This is a genomic window from Micrococcus sp. M4NT (assembly GCF_033790745.1).
Lineage (GTDB): Bacteria > Actinomycetota > Actinomycetes > Actinomycetales > Micrococcaceae > Micrococcus.
The window spans coordinates 83,625-101,199 of record NZ_JAMYEH010000002.1 but is presented as its reverse complement, the minus strand read 5'-3'; the positions used below and the strand labels follow the sequence as shown (position 1 = coordinate 101,199).

Genomic DNA, 17,575 nt, shown 5'->3' with positions numbered 1-17,575 from the left:
GGCGGCTCCCCCCGGAGCGGCACCGACATCCCCGCCGGCCCCCCCTGCCTAGAGTGGAGCCATGTCCCCCGGCGACCCCGACTCCGCCCCTCCCACGTCGGACGACGTCGCCCTCCCCGCCGCCGGCCCGGACGCGACCCGCCCGGACGCGGCCTTGCTCGAGGATGCCCCGGGCGGCGGATGGGTGCCGGACCTGATGGAGGGCTTCGAACGCCGGACCCTGGGGCTGGAGGTGGACGAACAAGGCCAGAACCTTGTCACAGTGGTCCGCCCGGGGGGCTCTCGGGGGGACGGGCGCCGCGCCGTCCTCGCCGTGCACGGCTGGAGCGACTACTTCTACAACGCCCCGCTGGCCCACGCGTTCGAGGAGGCCGGGTACGCCTTCCACGCGGTGGACCTGCGCCACTACGGCCGATCCCTGCGACCGGGGCAGACCCCCGGCTGGACGGATGACCTCGCCCGCTATGACGCCGACCTCGACGCCGCTCTCGCGGTGCTCGCCGAGGACCACCCGCTGCCGCCCGTGCTCCTGGCCCACTCCACGGGCGGGCTGATCGCCGCGCTCTGGGCGGACCGGCACCCCGGCCGGGCCGCCGCCCTCGTGCTCAACAGCCCGTGGCTCGAGATGCAGGGCAGCACGGGCGTGCGCCTCATGGCCAGGGCGGTGGTGGACCCCGTCTCGGCCCTGCAGCCGTACGCCATGCTCAAGCTCCCCCGAATAGACCACTACTGGCGCACTCTCTCGGACGCGGCGGACGGCGAGTGGGACCTGCATCCGCTCTGGCGGCCCCGGTGGGCCTTCGACGTGCCGGCCGCCTGGCTGGGCGCCGTCCTCGCCGGCCACCGGACGGTGGCCGCGGGGCTCGACGTCCGGGAGCCGGTCCTCGTGCACGTGGCCGGGCGGGGACATCGCGGCACGCGCTACGGGGAGGCCATGCGCTCGGCGGACATCGTGCTCAATCCGGTGAGCATGGCGCGCCGGGCCCTGCGGCTGGGCGACCGGGTCATGGTGCAGCGCCACCCGGACGCGCTGCACGACGTCTTCGCCTCCCCCGCTCCCGTCCGGCGGGCCGCCGCGGCGGAGACCCTGCGCTGGCTGTCGGCCTACGCGCCGCCGCGCGCGTGAGGCCCCGGGCTCAGCCCGCGCCGGGCGCGTCCACCGCGCCGCCGTACCGCCGGTCGCGTCGGGCGTAGGCCTCGACGGCGTCCCACAGGGTGCGCCGGTCGACGTCGGGCCAGAGCACGTCCAGGAAGAGCAGCTCGGCGTAGGCCGACTGCCACAGGAGGTAGTTGGAGAGCCGCTGCTCCCCGGAGGTGCGCAGGAAGAGGTCCACGTCCGGGGTGACGTCGATCCCCCGCTCCCCCGCGCGGTAGGCCCGGTCGAGCCAGCGCGTGATGGTGTCCTCGCGGATGTCGCCGGGGCGCATCCGGCCAGCGGCGACCTCCTCGGCCAGGGCCTGGACGGCGTCGGTGATCTCCGCGCGTGAGCCGTAGTTGACGCACATGTGCAGCGTGGTGCCCGTGTTGTGCCGCGTGAGCTCCTCGGCCTCGCGCAGCTCCTTGATCACGGAGGTCCACAGCCGTGGCGCACGTCCGTTCCACCGGATCCGCACGTTCCATGAGTGCAGCGTGTCCCGCTGCCGACGCAGCACGTCCCGCGAGAACCCCATGAGGAAGCGCACCTCGTCCGGGGAGCGCTTCCAGTTCTCGGTGGAGAACGCATAGGCGGAGACGTGGCCGATCCCGAGGTCCACAGCCCCGGCGACGACGTCGAGCAACGCCGCCTCGCCGGCGCGGTGGCCATCGGTGCGCGGCAGGCCGCGCTGGTTGGCCCAGCGACCGTTGCCGTCCATCACGATCGCCACGTGGCGCGGGATGAAGCGCGGGTCGATCCGCGGGGCCGTGGCGCCCGACGGATGCGGCGGGGGCGTGAGGCAGGGGCTGGGCGGGACGGTCATGCGCTCCTCTCGGCGGGAGGCCGGGCGGGACGGGGCGGCGTCGGGCCCGTGATGCCCTGGTCCAGGACGGACAGGGAGACGAGCCGCCGCTCGGCGTGGTACTGCAGGTAAGCGGACACGATACCGGCCGCCTCCCGCTGCGCGGCCTCCCCCGCGGCGTCCACGACGTCCCAGTCCCCCTGCGCGAGCGCGCCGAGCAGGGCCAGCGTCTCCGGAGCCGGGTGGGAGGAGCCGGGAGGCCGGCAGTGCAGGCACACCGCCCCGCCGAGGCCGACGTTCACCGCGGCGTGGGGGCCGGGCCGGCCGCAGCGCGCGCACGCCGAGAACGACGGCGCCCAGCCGGCCTGGGCGAGGGACCGCAGCACGAACGAGTGGAGGATCATCCGCGGGGCGTGGGCCCGGCGTGCCAGCGCCGCCACGGCCCCGTGGAAGAGGCGGTACTGGGCCGCCCGCCCGACGTCGTCGACCGCGGCGATCCGCTGGACCGTCTCAGCGAGCGCGGCGGCGGCGGTGAAGGCGTCGTAGTCCGCGGCGAGCGCGCTGCCGTAGGGGTGGAGCAACTGCGCCTGTGTGATCGTCTGCAGCTCGCCCCGGCCGCGCGCCACCTGGAGGGTGGAGTGCATGAAGGGCTCCACTACGGAGCCGAAGCGCGACGACGCCTTCCGCACGCCCTTGGCGACGGCGCGCACGATCCCGTGCTCGGGGGTGAGCGCCTCGACGATCCGGTCGGCCTCCCCCAGGTCCCGGGTGCGCAGCACGATGGCCTCGGTGCGATACGAGTTCGCCGCGAAGCCGCCGTGCCGCGCCCCCGAGGAGCGCCGGGTGGAGCCGGTCACCCGATCATCATGCCCGCATGGCGCGGTTGACCGCCGAGACGAGGGCCTTGAGGGAGGCCGTCGTCGTGTTGTGGTCCAGGCCGACGCCCCACAGGACGCGGTCGCCGACCGTCGCCTCGACGTACGCGGCGGCCATGGCGGAACCGCCTTCGGAGAGGGCGTGCTCGGTGTAGTCGAGCACCCGGACGTCCGTGCCGTCCTGGGCGAGGATGGCGAGGAAGGCGTCGATCGGGCCGTTGCCCGTGGCAGTGCGGGTCTCCACCCGGCCGTCGACGGCGAGCTCGACGGTCATGCGGAAGCCGCCGTCCTCGTCCGAGGCGGACTCCACGGAGCCGATCCGGTAGCGGCCCCAGCGGGCCGCGGCGTCCTCGGCGGGCAGGTACTCGTCCTGGAAGACCTTCCAGAGGTCGGCGCCCGAGACCTCGCCGCCCTGGGCGTCGGCGAGCTCCTGGATGACGTGGGAGAACTCGATCTGCGCCCGGCGCGGCAGGTCCAGCTTGTGCTCCGACTTGAGCAGGTAGGCCACGCCGCCCTTGCCGGACTGCGAGTTCACGCGGATCACGGCCTCGTAGGAGCGGCCGATGTCCCGCGGGTCGATCGGCAGGTACGGGACGCCCCACTCGAGCTCGTCCACGTGGGTCCCGGCCTCAGCGGCGCGGCGCTCCATGTCCTCGAAGCCCTTCTTGATGGCGTCCTGGTGGGAGCCGGAGAAGGCGGTGAACACGAGGTCGCCGCCCCAGGGGGCACGCTCGGGGACCGGGAGCTGGTTGCAGTACTCCACGGTGCGGCGGATGTGGTCCATGTCCGAGAAGTCGATCATCGGGTCGATCCCCTGGGAGAAGAGGTTCATGCCCAGGGTCACGAGGTCCACGTTGCCCGTGCGCTCGCCGTTGCCGAAGAGGCAGCCCTCGATCCGGTCCGCGCCGGCCAGGTAGCCCAGCTCGGCGGCGGCGACGCCGGTGCCGCGGTCGTTGTGGGGGTGCAGGGAGAGGATGACGGCGTCCCGGTGCTCGAGGTTCCGGTGCATCCACTCGATGGAGTCCGCGTACACGTTGGGGGTGGCCATCTCCACGGTGGCGGGCAGGTTGAGGATCATCTTCCGATCCGTGGACACCTCGAGGACGGTGGCGACCTCGTCCGAGATGCGCCGGGCGAACTCCAGCTCGGTGCCCGTGTAGGACTCCGGCGAGTACTCGTAGGTGATCTCGGTGCCGGAGAGCTGCTCCTCGAACTTCTTCACCAGGCGCGCGCCGGAGGTGGCGATGTCCACGATGCCGTCCTCGTCCTGGCGGAAGACGACGCGCCGCTGCAGCACGGAGGTGGAGTTGTAGAGGTGCACGATGGCCCGGTCGGCACCCTCGAGCGACTCGAAGGTGCGCTCGATCAGGTGCTCGCGGGCCTGCGTGAGGACCTGGATGGTGACGTCGTCCGGGATGTGGTCGCCCTCGATGAGCTGGCGGACGAAGTCGAAGTCGGTCTGCGAGGCGGACGGGAAGCCGACCTCGATCTCCTTGAAGCCCATGCCGACGAGCAGCTGGAACATACGCAGCTTGCGCTCGGGGCCCATGGGGTCGATCAGGGCCTGGTTGCCGTCGCGCAGGTCCACGGCGCACCACAGCGGCGCCGTCTCGATGACCTTGTCCGGCCAGGCGCGGTCCGGCAGCACGACCTCGATCTGATCCTGGAACGGGACGTACTTGTGGAACTTCATCCCCGACGTCTTCTGCAGGTGGGCGCTCATGCGTGTTCTCCCTCGACGTGCGCGCCGCGGCGCGCGATCTGTGGCTGGTCGGTGGCCGGACCGGGAGGTCAAGGGCTCCGCACGGGGTGTCCGGTCCGGTGGGAGGCATCCTGCCTCCGCGTGCGCTCAGGCGGCGTCGATCGCGGCCTGGCACGGGGACCCCGTGCGGCCGGGAAGTAGCAGGCGGGCCGTGGCCGACGCCGTCGTCTCGAGGCGGAGGGACATGCCCCGACCCTAGCACCGAGGTGGGCCGGGCCACAGGAGGCCGTCCCCGTGTGACGCACGACGACGGCGGCCCGCTCCGGCGCGGATACGACACCGCCCGCCCAGGCAGGAAGCCGGGGCGGGCGAAGAAGATGCCACAGGGGCTCAGTTGACGTAGAACGGTGCCTGGCGCGTGATGGTCTGCGTCGCGCCGCTGGGCAGTCGATAGGTGACCGTACGGACGGAGACGGCGGCGGCCGCGAGCTGGGTGCGTGTGTCCGTCAGGCCGTTGACCGTCGCGTAGTAGGTCAGCGACGGGGTGGCACCGCCGCCGGCCGTCTGGGCCACGTAGGTGTGCGGATGCTGACCGTCCGTCACGCCCGTCGCGAAGAGGTAGCTCTTGCACGTGCCGTCCGCGTTGTAGGTCGGGGCGGGCAGCAGGGAGGTCGGCACAACGCCGTTCTGCGTGGCGGCCGTGTAGGTGAACTCCCACGCCTTGCTGACCCCGAAAGTGCCCGTGTAGTTGGGGTAGTTGTTCTTGAAGGCGGTGGCGTACCGGCTGAAGTCGTAGTCGAACCAGTTGCGGGTCATGGCCCCCGTGGCGCCGTTGGCCGGGTCCCACACCTTCGCGACGGGCGACCCGGTGCGCTGGTAGAAGCTGATGTCCTTGTCGGTCCGGGTGGTCTTGGCCGTCCAGCGGCACCCGGTGATGGCCCCGTAGCTGGATCCGCACACGTTCTTGGTGTCCTTGACGTGGGAGTTGCCGAGGTCGTAGAAGCCCGGCCCGCGACCCCCGTTCACCGAGTCGTCGCGCGCCATGAAGATGAACGACTGGGTCATGCTGACGATCACGGCGTCCGCCGGGATGTTCATGACGTTCATCCACGTGCCGTTGAAGTCGAACATCTGCGTGGTGGTGCCAGAGGTGGCGGCGCCCCAGCCATAGGTGAGCTCCGCGTATGCCTCGATCTTCGGCGTGCAGTTCGAGGGAGAGCTGATCGCATAGGCCGGGGCGGCGGCGACACCTGCGATGGCAGGCACGGACCAGGCCAACCCTTGAGAGACGCGCCGGCGTGACACGGAGTGATCAGAGCGGTGGGACGAGGTTGATTTGTTGTCCATCGGTTCACCTCATGTGGTGGCGGAGACAGTTCTTGGTGTTCCAGGCGGGCGCATCTCGCAAGCCATATCCGTGCTGAGACGCGCATGTTCCACACCTGAGAGGGGACTCTTGCACACCTGAGGTTAGCAGGAGATTCCAGGGACCGTGACCCTTCCGGAATGGCGTGCCTCCCACTGGGCCTCGGGCTCAGAAGCCGAGTCGGCCGAGCTGCTTCGGATCGCGCTGCCACTCCTTGGCGACCTTGACCCGCAGGTCCAGGTGCACCTTGGTGCCGAGCATCCGCTCGATGCCCGCCCGCGCCTGCGCGCCGATCTCGCGCAGGCGGGAGCCGCCCTTGCCGATGATGATGCCCTTCTGGCTGTCCCGCTCGACGAAGAGGTTCGCCCACACGTCCATGAGGGGCCGGTCCTCGGGGCGGTCCTCACGCAGGGCCATCTCCTCGACCACCACGGCCACGGAGTGCGGCAGCTCGTCGCGCACGCCCTCCAGGGCCGCCTCGCGGATGAGCTCGGCGACCATGACGGCCTCCGGCTCGTCCGTGAGCTCGCCGTCGGGGTACAGCGGCGGCCCCTCGGGCAGCAGCTCCGCCAGGACGGTCTCCACGTCCTCCACCTGGCGGCCCGCCACCGCGGAGACCGGCACCACCGCGGCGAAGCCCTTCCCGCCGTTCTCCGGGCCGAGCACCTCGTCGCCCAGCGCGGTGACGGCCAGCAGCTGCTCGGCCACCTGCGCCGGGTCGGTCTTGTCCGTCTTGGTCACGATCGCCACCACGGGCGTCCGGCGCAGGGCGGCCAGCTGCTGGGCGATGAAGCGGTCCCCCGGGCCGATCTTCTCGTCGGCGGGCAGGCAGAAGCCCACCACGTCCACCTCGGAGAGCGTCTCCTGCACCAGGGCGTTGAGCCGCTCGCCCAGCAGGGTCCGAGGGCGGTGCAGGCCGGGGGTGTCCACCAACACGAGCTGGAAGTCCGGCCGGTGCACGATCCCGCGGATGGTGTGCCGCGTCGTCTGCGGCTTGGAGGAGGTGATGGCCACCTTCTCCCCCACGAGCGCGTTGGTGAGCGTGGACTTGCCGGCGTTCGGCCGCCCCACGAGGCAGGCGAAGCCGGAGCGGTGGCCCTCCGGGACGAGCGGGGGCAGCAGGGAGGTCATGGGGATCCTTCGGGTTGGGCCGCGCGGTCGCCCGGCCATGGCGCTCGGCCCCGTCACGCGAGGCCGAGGGGTTCAGTGGGCGGCAGGGTCCACCGCGGTGGAGCCGTGCGGCTCCTCGTCACGGCGACGTACACGCGGGGGGCGGTCCTCGGTCTCGATCACGCGCAGCCGGTCCACGCGGTTGCGGCGCGGCTCGAGCGCGGCGGCGACGATGACGAGACCCTGGACGGTGACCTGGGAGCCGCGGATCGGCACGCGGCCGAGCTCCTTGGCCAGGAGGCCGCCCACGGTGTCGACGTCGTCGTCCTCGTGATCCTCCGGCTCGGGGAGGTCGAACTCCTCGCGGAAGTCCCCGATGCCCATGCGGGCGTCCACCGAGTACACGCCGGGCTCGATCACCTCGACCTCGGGGCGGTCCGGGAGGTCGTCCTCGTCGTAGATCTCGCCGACGATCTCCTCGATGAGGTCCTCCAGGGTCACGAGCCCGGCGGTGCCGCCGTACTCGTCCACCACGATGGCCACATGTGTCGACTCGCGCTGCAGCTCCTGCAGCAGGCCGGCCACCGACTTGGAGTCCGGGACGAAGCGCACGTCCCGCATCCATCCGGTCACGGGATCGCCCGAGGCCGCGCCCTCGTGGTGGAGGGCCCGGGTGACGTCCTTGAGGTAGAGCATGCCCCGCACGTCGTCGGCGTCCTCGCCGATCACCGGCACGCGGGAGCAGCCCGAGCGCAGGAAGAGGTCCATGGACTGGGCGAGGGTGTGGTCGTCGTCGATCGTGACGACGTCGGTGCGCGGCACCATGACGGAGCGGACGATGGTGTCGTTCATGGAGAACACGGACTGGATGAGCTCGGCCTCGGAGTCGGCCAGCACGTCCGCGTCGTGAGCGCGCGCCACGACTTCCCGGAGGTGACGCTCCTCGAAGTCGTCCTCCTCGTTCACCTCGTCGTCCCCCCGGCGGCGGTCCTGGCCGAGCCGCGTGCCGATCGGACCGAGGGCGCGCCGCAGACCCCACACGAGGCCTGCGGTACGGCGGGCGACGGCGGTCTCGTTGCGGGAGCCGATCGGCCGCGGGCTCCACACGCCCAGCAGGGCGGCCGTCGCCACGAGCACGAGGGCGGCCACCCCGACGGCGGCCCACACGCCCTCCAGCACCCACACGGCAGCGGCCGTCAGGCACACGGCGCCGAGCGCCTCGGTGATGAACCGCCACACGCGCAGGGCGCCGAGGTGCGCGTCCCGTTCCGCCGTCACCTCGAGGATGCGGGACCGGGGATGCTCGCGGAGGACCTCCTCGGCCTCGCGGCGCGAGATGTACGTGAGGGCGGAGTCGGCGAGGGCCAGCACCCACGTGAAGGCGATGAAGACGACGAAGAGCGCGGCGAGCGCGACGGGGGTGAACATGGCGGGCGGGATCAGTCCTCGATGGTGGGGGCCGGGGCGGGGCGGCCGAGGAACTCGCTCACGAGCCGGTCCTGGAGCTCGAACATCTCGACGCGGTCCTCCTCGTCCATGTGGTCGTAGCCCAGCAGGTGGAGCATGCCGTGCGTCAGCAGCAGCATCAGCTCGTCGTCGCGGGTGTGCCCGCCGCGCGCGGCCTGCTCGGCCGCCACCTCGGGGCACAGCACGACGTCGCCGAGCACGCCTTCGCTCGGCGCCTCGGGGGCGCCGGGGGTGATCTCGTCCATCGGCAGGCTCATGACGTCCGTGGGCCCGGGCAGGTCCATCCACTCCTCGTGGAGCTGGGCCATCCGGTCCGCGTCCACCACGGTCACGGCGGTCTCGGCCAGCTCGTGGACGTGCAGCCGGGCATAGACGTGGCGGGCCATGCCCAGCAGGTCCCGCTCCGGGACGTCGATCCCGGACTCGTTGACGATCTCAATGGCCACGGCCGCGGCGTCCTTTCGTCGTGGTCCGCGCGTCGGCGGCTGCCTGGTGGTCGTAGGCGTCCACGATCGCGCTGACGAGGGCGTGGCGCACGACGTCGGAGGAGTCGAACCGGACCATCTCGATCCCGTCCACCCCCTCGAGCACGTCCACGGCCTCGGCCAGGCCGGAGGTGACACCCCGGGGCAGGTCCACCTGGGAGGTGTCCCCCGTGATCACCATCCGGGCGCCGAAGCCCAGGCGGGTGAGGAACATCTTCATCTGCTCGCCCGTGGTGTTCTGCGCCTCGTCGAGGATCACGAACGCGTCGTTCAGGGTGCGGCCGCGCATGTACGCCAGCGGGGCCACCTCGATCACGCCGGACTCCATGAGCCGCGGAATCGACTCCGGCTCGATCATGTCGTGCAGCGCGTCGTAGAGCGGGCGCAGGTAGGGGTCGATCTTCTCGTTGAGTCCGCCCGGCAGGAAGCCGAGCCGCTCCCCGGCCTCGACGGCCGGGCGGGTCAGGATGATCCGCGTGACCTCCTTGGCCTGGAGGGCCTGCACGGCCTTGGCCATGGCCAGGTAGGTCTTGCCGGTGCCGGCCGGGCCGAGCCCGAACACCACGGTGGAGCGGTCGATCGCCTCGACGTAGTCCTGCTGGTGGAGCGTCTTGGCGCGGATCTTGCGGCCGCGGCCGGAGAGGATCGAGTCCAGGTGCAGGGCGCCGGCGCCCACGCGGCCTCCGCGGACGAGGTTCACCACCTGCTCCATCACCTCGGGGGTGACGGCGGCGTCACGGCGTGCGATGGAGCGCAGGTCCTCCACGACGCGGCGCACCGCGGCGACGTCCGGCGCGGGACCGGAGAGGTCGAGCCGCTGGTCCCGCACGGACAGGCCCACCGCCGGGAACACGCCGCCGAGGATGCGCAGCAGAGCGTCCTGGGGACCGAAGGCGCGGACCATGAGGTCGGCGGTCTCGAACTGGACGGACTCCTCTGCGGAGTCCGGGGGGAGGACGGCGGGAACGGTCACGAGGGGCGGATCACCTGTTCGGTCGGGGGCGGGATGCTCGGGTCTAGTCTAGGCGGACGGCCGGGCGCGGGACGGGCCCCTCACCAGCGGCCGAGCCGGTGCTCGAGCACGGCCAGTGCGGCGGGGCCGGCCGTCGAGGCGCGCAGCACGTGGGGTCCGAGCCGCACCGGGTGCGCCCCGGCGTCCCGGCACGCGTCCAGCTCGGCGGGCGAGATCCCGCCCTCCGGGCCGACCAGCACGGCGATCTCCTCGGCCCCGGCCCACGCGGCCTCCGGAAGGGCACCCAGCCCGTCCGCGGCGTCCTCGTGGAGCACGAGGAGCACGCGTCCCTCCCGCGCCAGGGACGCCGCGCCCGTGCCGGAGACGGGCTCGCGCACCTCGGGCACCCGCGCCCGGCGGGCCTGCTTGGCCGCGGCGTGGGCGGTGTCGGCCCACTTCTGCCGGGCCTTGGCGGCCTTGGGACCCTTCCACCGCACGATCGAGCGCTCCGCCTCCCACGGGACCACGGCGTGGACCCCGAGCTCCACGGCCGCCTGGACCGCCATGAGGTCGCGGTCACCCTTGGCCAGGGCCTGGACGAGCACGAGGCGCGGCGCGGGATCGGGCTCCTCGTCCACCTCGTCGAGCCGCACGTCGACGGCGTCGGGGGAGGCGGCCAGCACCGTCCCGTGGCCGCGGCGGCCGGAGCCGTCCGCCACGAGCACGGACTCCCCCGGGGCAAGGCGCATCGCGGCGGCGGCGTGCCGGGCCTCGGAGCCCGTGAGGGTCACGGTGGCCCCGGCGGCCGCTCCCTCGAGCGCCCCCGCCGCCAGGTGGAACAGCGGCGCGGTCACAGGTTCTTCAGGTTCTCCCGCAGGCGGGCGAACACGCCCCGCTGCTGCGGGGCGCCGTGGACCACGTCCTCGCCGCGGACCTCGGCCAGGCGCGTGAGGAGCTCGCGCTCCTCGCCGGTGATGTCCGTGGGGGTGGTGACGACCACGTCCACCTTGAGGTCGCCGCGACCGGAGCCGCGCAGCCGGCCCACGCCGAGGCCGTGCAGCGTCTCCACGTGCCCGGACTGGGTGCCCGGCTCCAGGGTCACGCTCTGCTTGCCGTCCAGGGTGTCGAGGGTGATGCTCGTCCCGAGGGCGGCGGCGGCCATCGGGACCGTCACGGTGGTGGCCAGGTGGTCGCCCTCGCGGCGGAAGACGGGGTCCGGGCGCACGGCGATCTCCACGTAGAGATCGCCGTTCGGGCCGCCGGCGGGGCCGGCCTCTCCGCGGCCGGCGAGGTGGATGCGGGTGCCGTCGTCCACGCCGGCGGGGATGCGCAGGGTGAGGGGGCGCTCCGTGCGCACTCGTCCCTGGCCCGAGCACTCGGTGCAGGGGGTGGGGATCACGGTGCCGAAGCCGCGGCACGCCGGGCACGCCTCGGTGGCCATCACGGTGCCGAGCATCGAGCGCATCGGCCGCTGCACCATGCCGCGGCCGTGGCAGGTCTCGCAGGTCTCGGGGTCGGTGCCGGGCTCGCAGCACGAGCCCTCGCATCGCTCGCAGCGCACGGCCGTGTCCAGGTGGAGGGTCTGCTCGCTGCCGAACACGGCGTCCTTGAGGTCGATCTGCGCGGTGACGAGCGCGTCCTGGCCCCGGCGCGTCCGGCTCGCGGGGCCCCGGCCGGCGCCGCCCGCCGCGGACATGAAGGTCTCGAAGATGTCGGCGAAGCCGCCACCGCCGAAGCCGCCGAAGCCGCCGCCGAACCCGGCGGAGCCGTTCTCGTTGCCGGTGGTGTCGTAGCTGCGGCGCTTGTCCTCGTCCGAGAGGACCTCGTAGGCGTGGGAGATGCGCTTGAACTGCTCCGCGGCCTCCGGGCTGGGGTTCACGTCCGGGTGGTGGGTGCGCGCCAGCTTGCGGTACGCGCGGCGGATCTCCTCGGTGCTGGCGTCGCGGCTGACGCCGAGGGTCTCGTAGTGGTCGGACACGGTGGGGGCACTTCCTTCGCGGGGGTCGGGGTCGACGCGGGCGTCGAGGTCAGGGGGTGAGGATGCGGGAGAGGTAGCGGGCGATCGCGCGGACGGAGGCCATGGTGCCGGGGTAGTCCATGCGCGTGGGGCCCACCACGCCCACCTTGGCGACGGCGCCCGGCCCATAGGCGGCGGCCACCACGGAGGTGTCCGCGAGCGAGCCGGCGTTCTCGGAGCCGATCCGCACGGACACCCCGTGCGCGTCCTGCTCCATCTCCGTGAGCAGGCGCAGCAGCACCACCTGCTCCTCGAGGGCCTCCAGGATCGGTCCGATCGAGGCGCCGAAGTCCCCCGTGGAGCGGGCCAGGTTGGCGGTGCCCGCCATGACGATCCGGTCCTGTCGGCCCGCCTCCAGGAGGCTGCGCACCGCGCTGACGAGCGCGTCCGCCGTGGGACGCTGCTCCGGCGGCACACCCGTGACGGCTGCGTCCAGCAGGGCGGCGGCCTGCCCGGCCCCTCGGCCGATCATCGCCTGGAGCAGGAGCAGGCGCAGCGCGGCGAGGTCCTCCTCCGCCACGAGACGCTCGAGTGGGACCACCCGCTGGTCCACCCGGCCGGTGGAGAGGATGAGCACGGCGAGCACGCGCGTGGGCGTCAGGGAGACGAGCTCGAGGTGGCGCACGGTCGAGCCGTCCTCGTGCGGGAACTGGGCGACGGCCACCTGGTGGGTCAGCTGGGCGAGGAGGCGCACGGTGGCCTCCATCATGTGCTCCGTGTCCTGCTCCGAGTCCAGCAGTGCCTGCACGGCTCGGCGCTCGGCCGGAGAGAGGGGCTTGACCTCGGAGATGCGGTCCACGAACACGCGGTAGCCCTTGTCCGTGGGCACCCGCCCCGCGGAGGTGTGGGGGGCCACGATCAGGCCCTCCTCCTCGAGGGCGGCCATGTCGTTGCGCACCGTGGCCGAGGAGACGCCCAGCGCGTGACGCTCGACGATGGCCTTGGAGCCCACGGGCTCGCTGAGGGCCACGTAGTCCTCCACGATGGCCTGGAGCACCTGCAGTCGGCGCGGCTGCTCCGTCATGACGGTCTCCTTCCCTCCGATGTCTGGCACTCGCCACATCCAAGTGCCAATCCTACCGCCCTTGGTACCGTGCCCGACATGGACTGGAGCACGTGGGGCCCCGCGGGCCACGATTCCCTGACCCGACCGCCGGCGCGGCGCACCCCCGAGGTGCCGGCCTCCCCCGGCGTCGTGGTGGAGGACGTCGGCTCGGGGTTCACCGGCGCCGTCGTGCGCACGGAGCGCTCCGGCGGCGTGCACGTGGTGGTCCTGGAGGACCGCCGCGGCGTCCGCCGCTCCTTCCCCCTGGGCGGCGGATTCTGGATCGACGGCGAGCCCGTCACCCTCACCCCCGCGACGACGACGGCCTCGCGCGCGCCCGCCCGGACGGCGTCGGGATCCCGCCGCGTGGAGGGGGTCCGGGCGCGCACCGCCCGCGCGTCGCGGATCTGGGTGGAGGGCGTGCACGACGCCGAGCTCGTCGAGAAGGTCTGGGGCGAGGACCTGCGCCTCGAGGGGATCGTCGTGGAGCCGCTGCACGGCGTGGACGACCTGGCCGGGGCGATCCGTGAGTTCTCCCCCGGCCCCCGGCGCCGCCTGGGCATCCTCGTGGACCACCTCGTGACGGGCTCGAAGGAGGAGCGGATCGCCGCGGAGGCGATGCGGGTGCCCGGAGCGGCCGGCAACGTGCTCATCCTGGGCCACCCCTACGTGGACGTCTGGCAGGTCGTCAAGCCCGCCGTGCTCGGCATCGAGGCCTGGCCCGTGGTCCCGCGCGGCCAGGACTGGAAGACCGGCGTGCTGAAGGGCCTGGGCTGGCCCCACGGCACGAAGGAGGCCACCGGACTGGGCTGGAAGCGGCTGCTCTCCCACGTCACCACGTACGCGGACCTCGAGCCGTCCCTGCTGGGCCGGGTCGAGGAGCTCATCGACTTCCTCACCGCGGAGGACCGTGGCTGAGCACGCCGGGGCGCCGGCTCCGCCTCCCGTCGCCGCGCTACACTGATCGGGCCCCGCGCCCGCCCCGTGCGGCCGGGACCTTGCCGCCCCTCAGGAGGATCCGCCGTGAACACCACCCCGCCGCAGACCGGCCAGCCCCGTGCCGCGGCCTGGGTGGCTTCCGCCGGCACCGAGGGCGGACCCCTCAGCGCGAAGCAGGACCGAGACCGCGCCGCCTTCGGGCACCTGAGCGTGGCGCTGGGATGTCTCGGACCGCTGCTCGTGTGGCTGCGCTACCGTGACCGCGGACCGTTCACCGCTCAGGAGGCCAAGGAAGCGCTGAACTTCTCCGTGCCGCCCACGCTGCTGGTGGTGCTCTTCCTGCTCCTGGGCGCCCTCCCGGTCATCGGGCCGATTCTCGCGATCCTCGGCGCCCTCACCTGGGTGGCCATGTCCTGCTACGGCGTCATGGGGGCCGCGAACGTGTCGAAGAGCCGCCCCTTCCGCTACCCGTTCAACCTGCGCGTCCTGCGCTGAGCCGCACCGCGCTCGGCGTCAGAAGCCGGCCAGGTCCCGGACGATCCGGTCGTTGCGCAGCCGCCCCTCGAGGGTCGGCACGATCCGCCCGGACTGGGCGGCACGGCCGTCCACGAGCCCGTCCGCGATGAGGGCGGCCACGAGGTCCCGCAGCCGGGCGCCGTCGTCGCCGGCCGCGGCGAACCCCTCCTCCACCTCGGCGAGGCCCAGTCCCGTGGACGTGCGGGCGGCGAGCATCACCCGCTCGAGCCGGCGCGCCGGCGCATCGGGGATCTCCCGGCCCACAGCCGGGGTCACGCCCGTGGCCAGGCGCTGCGCGTACGCGGCGGGGTGCTTCGCGTTCCAGAAGCGCACGCCCGCCAGGTGCGAGTGCGCGCCGGGCCCCACGCCCCACCAGTCCTGGTCCTCCCAGTAGGCCACGTTGTGCCGCGCCCGGTGGACGCCCGTCCCCTCCGGGTCCCGCGCCCAGTTGGAGACCTCGTACCAGCGGTAGCCGGCCGTGGCGAGCATCCGGTCGGCCAGGACGTACTTGTCGGCCTGGTCGTCCGGGTCGACGTCGTCCACCTCGCCGCGGGCCACCCGGGCCCCGAACTTCGTGCCCTCCTCCACGATCAGGGAGTACGCGCTCACATGGTCCGGCGCGAGGGCGACGGCCGTCTCGAGCGTGGCGCGCCAGTCCTCGAGCGACTCCCCCGGCGTGCCGTAGATGAGGTCCAGGGAGACCTCGAGGCCGGCCGCGCGGGCCGCGGCGACGGCGGCGGGCACCGACGCGGGACGGTGCGTGCGGTCCAGTGTGGCCAGCACGTGTGGCACGGCCGACTGCATGCCGACCGAGAGCCGGGTGAATCCGCCCGCGGCGAGCGTGGCGGCGTACTCCGGGGTGATCGTGTCCGGATTCGCCTCGGTGGTGACCTCCGCGCCCGGCACGATCCCGAACCGCTCCCGCGCCGCGGCGAGGATCCGCACGAGGTGGGAGGCCGGCAGCAGCGTGGGCGTGCCGCCGCCGAAGAACACGGTGTGCAGCGGGCGGGCGGGCACGCCGGAGGCCTCGAGGGCGCGCTCGGCGAAGGCGAGCTCCGCGATGGCCGTCTCGGCGTAGTCGCCGCGGGCCGCGCCCGGGCCGAGGTCCACGGCCGTGTACGTGTTGAAGTCGCAGTAGCCGCAACGAACGGTGCAGAACGGCACGTGCACGTACAGGCTGAACGTCCGCGGCGCACCGGCGGCCGCGGCCGCGCGGACCCGCGCGCCGACGTCGGCGGGCAGGGCGCCGTCGTCGGGCACCGGCATGCCCAGGGGAAGGGCGGGCACTTACTTCTTGGCCTGCTCGGCACCGTCCGAGGACAGTGCGGCGATGAAGGCCTCCTGCGGGACCTCGACTCGGCCCACCATCTTCATGCGCTTCTTGCCCTCCTTCTGCTTCTCCAGCAGCTTGCGCTTGCGGGAGATGTCGCCGCCGTAGCACTTGGAGAGCACGTCCTTGCGGATGGCCCGGATGTTCTCGCGCGCGATGATGCGCGCGCCGATCGCCGCCTGGATCGGCACCTCGAACTGCTGACGCGGGATGAGCTCCTTGAGCTTGCCCGTCATCATCACGCCGTACGCGTAGGCGTTGTCCCGGTGGGTGATCGAGGAGAACGCGTCCACCTGCTCGCCCTGCAGGAGGATGTCCACCTTGACGAGGTCGGCGACCTGGTCGCCGTCGGCCTTCCAGTCCAGGGAGGCGTAGCCCTTGGTGCGGGACTTGAGCTGGTCGAAGAAGTCGAACACGATCTCCGCGAGCGGGATCCAGTAGCGGATCTCCACGCGCTCCTCGGAGAGGTAGTCCATGCCCTTGAGATTGCCGCGCTTGGCCTGGCACAGCTCCATGACGGCGCCGATGAACTCGCTCGGCACGATGACCGTCGCCGAGGCCATCGGCTCCCGCACCGCCAGGACCTTGCCCTCGGGGTACTCGGAGGGGTTGGTCACGGTGATGACCTCCTTGTCCTCCTTCGTGACCTCGTAGACCACGTTGGGCGCGGTGGAGATCAGGTCTAGGTTGAACTCGCGCTCGAGGCGCTCCCGGATGATCTCCAGGTGCAGCAGGCCCAGGAAGCCCACGCGGAAGCCGAAGCCCAGCGCCACGGACGTCTCCGGCTCGTAGACGAGCGCGGCGTCGTTGAGCTTGAGCTTGTCGAGGGCGTCGCGCAGCACCGGGTAGTCGGAGCCGTCGATCGGGTAGAGGCCGGAGAACACCATGGGCTTGGGGTCCTCGTAGCCGCCGATCTCCGCGGCGGCGGGCTTGGCGTGATTCGTCACCGTGTCGCCCACCTTCGACTGGCGCACGTCCTTCACGCCCGTGATGAGGTAGCCCACCTCGCCCACGGACAGGCCCTGGGAGGGGTGGGGCTCCGGCGAGGACACGCCGATCTCCAGGAGCTCGTGGGCCGCGCCCGTGGACATCATCCGGATCTTCTCCCGCGGGGAGAGCCGGCCGTCCATGACGCGCACGTAGGTCACGACGCCACGGTAGGTGTCGTACACGGAGTCGAAGATCATGGCGCGGGCCGGGGCGTCGGCGTCGCCCGTGGGGGCGGGGATCCGCTCGACGACGCGGTCCAGCAGCGCCTCGACGCCCATGCCCGTCTTGCCGGACACCCGCAGCACGTCCTCCGGCTCGCACCCGATCAGGGTGGCGATCTCGGCGGCGTAGCGGTCCGGATCCGCGGCGGGCAGGTCGATCTTGTTGAGCACGGGGATGATCTCGAGCTCGTTCTCCATGGCCAGGTACAGGTTGGCCAGGGTCTGCGCCTCGATGCCCTGCGCGGCGTCCACCAGCAGGATCGCGCCCTCGCACGCGGCGAGCGAGCGGGAGACCTCGTACGTGAAGTCCACGTGCCCGGGCGTGTCGATCATGTTCAGGGCGTAGTCGGTCCCGTCCAGCGCCCACGGCATGCGCACCGCCTGGGACTTGATGGTGATGCCTCGCTCGCGCTCGATGTCCATGCGGTCCAGGTACTGGGCCTTCATGTCACGCGGCTGCACCACGCCCGTGGACTGCAGCATGCGGTCCGCCAGCGTCGACTTCCCGTGGTCGATGTGGGCGATGATGCAGAAGTTGCGGATCACCGAGGGGTCGGTGGCGGCGGGCGCCGGGGGGTGGGACGCCTGGGGCGACACGGGCACATCCTTGGAAGTCTCGGGGA

The 17,575-nt window shown here is 72.6% G+C and carries 16 protein-coding genes; 3 read left to right on the top strand and 13 right to left on the bottom strand.

The features are described from left to right. The first annotated feature begins 61 nt into the window (after positions 1-61). A complete protein-coding gene (locus tag NJC10_RS01935) occupies positions 62-1,126 on the top strand; it encodes an alpha/beta hydrolase (RefSeq protein WP_319074269.1) in 1,065 nt (354 codons plus the stop codon). Between the two features lie 10 nt (positions 1,127-1,136). Here NJC10_RS01935 and NJC10_RS01930 read toward each other — a convergent pair whose 3' ends face one another. From NJC10_RS01930 to hrcA, 11 genes are all read right to left on the bottom strand, one after another. Next, positions 1,137-1,958 carry an isoprenyl transferase gene (locus tag NJC10_RS01930; protein ID WP_319074268.1) on the bottom strand — a complete coding sequence of 274 codons (822 nt, stop codon included), beginning with the start codon at positions 1,956-1,958 and terminating at the stop codon, positions 1,137-1,139. Beyond that, a complete protein-coding gene (gene recO / locus NJC10_RS01925) occupies positions 1,955-2,794 on the bottom strand; it encodes a DNA repair protein RecO (protein WP_319074266.1) in 840 nt (279 codons plus the stop codon). The genes NJC10_RS01930 and recO overlap by 4 nt, the downstream gene beginning before the upstream one ends. Positions 2,795-2,801: 7 nt before the next feature. Further along, positions 2,802-4,535, bottom strand: a complete 1,734-nt coding sequence (gene leuA / locus NJC10_RS01920; RefSeq protein WP_319074264.1) for a 2-isopropylmalate synthase — start codon at positions 4,533-4,535, stop codon at positions 2,802-2,804. 369 nt (positions 4,536-4,904) lie between these two features. After that, the gene (locus tag NJC10_RS01915) at positions 4,905-5,780 is read right to left on the bottom strand and encodes a hypothetical protein (protein ID WP_319074263.1); all 876 of its coding nucleotides are present in this window, start codon (positions 5,778-5,780) and stop codon (positions 4,905-4,907) included. 268 nt (positions 5,781-6,048) lie between these two features. Continuing rightward, positions 6,049-7,011, bottom strand: coding sequence for a GTPase Era (gene era / locus NJC10_RS01910; RefSeq protein ID WP_319074262.1), 963 nt, complete (start codon positions 7,009-7,011; stop codon positions 6,049-6,051). Positions 7,012-7,083: 72 nt separating this feature from the next. Further along, positions 7,084-8,418: a hemolysin family protein gene (locus NJC10_RS01905; protein ID WP_319074261.1), complete on the bottom strand. Its 1,335-nt coding sequence runs from the start codon at positions 8,416-8,418 to the stop codon at positions 7,084-7,086. 11 nt (positions 8,419-8,429) lie between these two features. Continuing rightward, on the bottom strand, positions 8,430-8,903 hold the full coding sequence (gene ybeY / locus NJC10_RS01900; protein ID WP_298711020.1) for an rRNA maturation RNase YbeY: 474 nt from the start codon (positions 8,901-8,903) through the stop codon (positions 8,430-8,432). Next, on the bottom strand, positions 8,893-9,915 hold the full coding sequence (locus NJC10_RS01895; protein ID WP_248115575.1) for a PhoH family protein: 1,023 nt from the start codon (positions 9,913-9,915) through the stop codon (positions 8,893-8,895). Before NJC10_RS01895 ends, ybeY begins: the two co-directional genes overlap by 11 nt. An 80-nt stretch (positions 9,916-9,995) precedes the next feature. Continuing rightward, on the bottom strand, positions 9,996-10,748 hold the full coding sequence (locus NJC10_RS01890) for a 16S rRNA (uracil(1498)-N(3))-methyltransferase (protein ID WP_248115576.1): 753 nt from the start codon (positions 10,746-10,748) through the stop codon (positions 9,996-9,998). After that, a complete protein-coding gene (gene dnaJ / locus NJC10_RS01885; protein WP_319074260.1) occupies positions 10,745-11,872 on the bottom strand; it encodes a molecular chaperone DnaJ in 1,128 nt (375 codons plus the stop codon). The genes NJC10_RS01890 and dnaJ overlap by 4 nt, the downstream gene beginning before the upstream one ends. A 49-nt stretch (positions 11,873-11,921) precedes the next feature. Next, the gene (gene hrcA, locus NJC10_RS01880) at positions 11,922-12,935 is read right to left on the bottom strand and encodes a heat-inducible transcriptional repressor HrcA (protein ID WP_319074259.1); all 1,014 of its coding nucleotides are present in this window, start codon (positions 12,933-12,935) and stop codon (positions 11,922-11,924) included. A gap of 78 nt (positions 12,936-13,013) precedes the next feature. On the opposite strand from hrcA, the gene NJC10_RS01875 reads away from it, so the two are divergent. After that, on the top strand, positions 13,014-13,874 hold the full coding sequence (locus NJC10_RS01875; protein ID WP_319074257.1) for a DUF3097 domain-containing protein: 861 nt from the start codon (positions 13,014-13,016) through the stop codon (positions 13,872-13,874). A gap of 105 nt (positions 13,875-13,979) precedes the next feature. Continuing rightward, positions 13,980-14,390 (top strand): DUF4870 domain-containing protein, encoded by a 411-nt coding sequence (locus NJC10_RS01870; protein WP_319074255.1) that lies wholly within the window; start codon positions 13,980-13,982, stop codon positions 14,388-14,390. Between the two features lie 18 nt (positions 14,391-14,408). On the opposite strand, the gene hemW is transcribed toward NJC10_RS01870, so the two are convergent. Together hemW and lepA are read right to left on the bottom strand one after the other, a co-directional pair. Further along, positions 14,409-15,698 (bottom strand): radical SAM family heme chaperone HemW, encoded by a 1,290-nt coding sequence (gene hemW, locus NJC10_RS01865; RefSeq protein ID WP_319074254.1) that lies wholly within the window; start codon positions 15,696-15,698, stop codon positions 14,409-14,411. Continuing rightward, complete coding sequence (gene lepA / locus NJC10_RS01860; RefSeq protein ID WP_248115582.1) at positions 15,699-17,549, bottom strand: translation elongation factor 4; 1,851 nt, start codon at positions 17,547-17,549, stop codon at positions 15,699-15,701. Positions 17,550-17,575 lie beyond the last annotated feature (26 nt).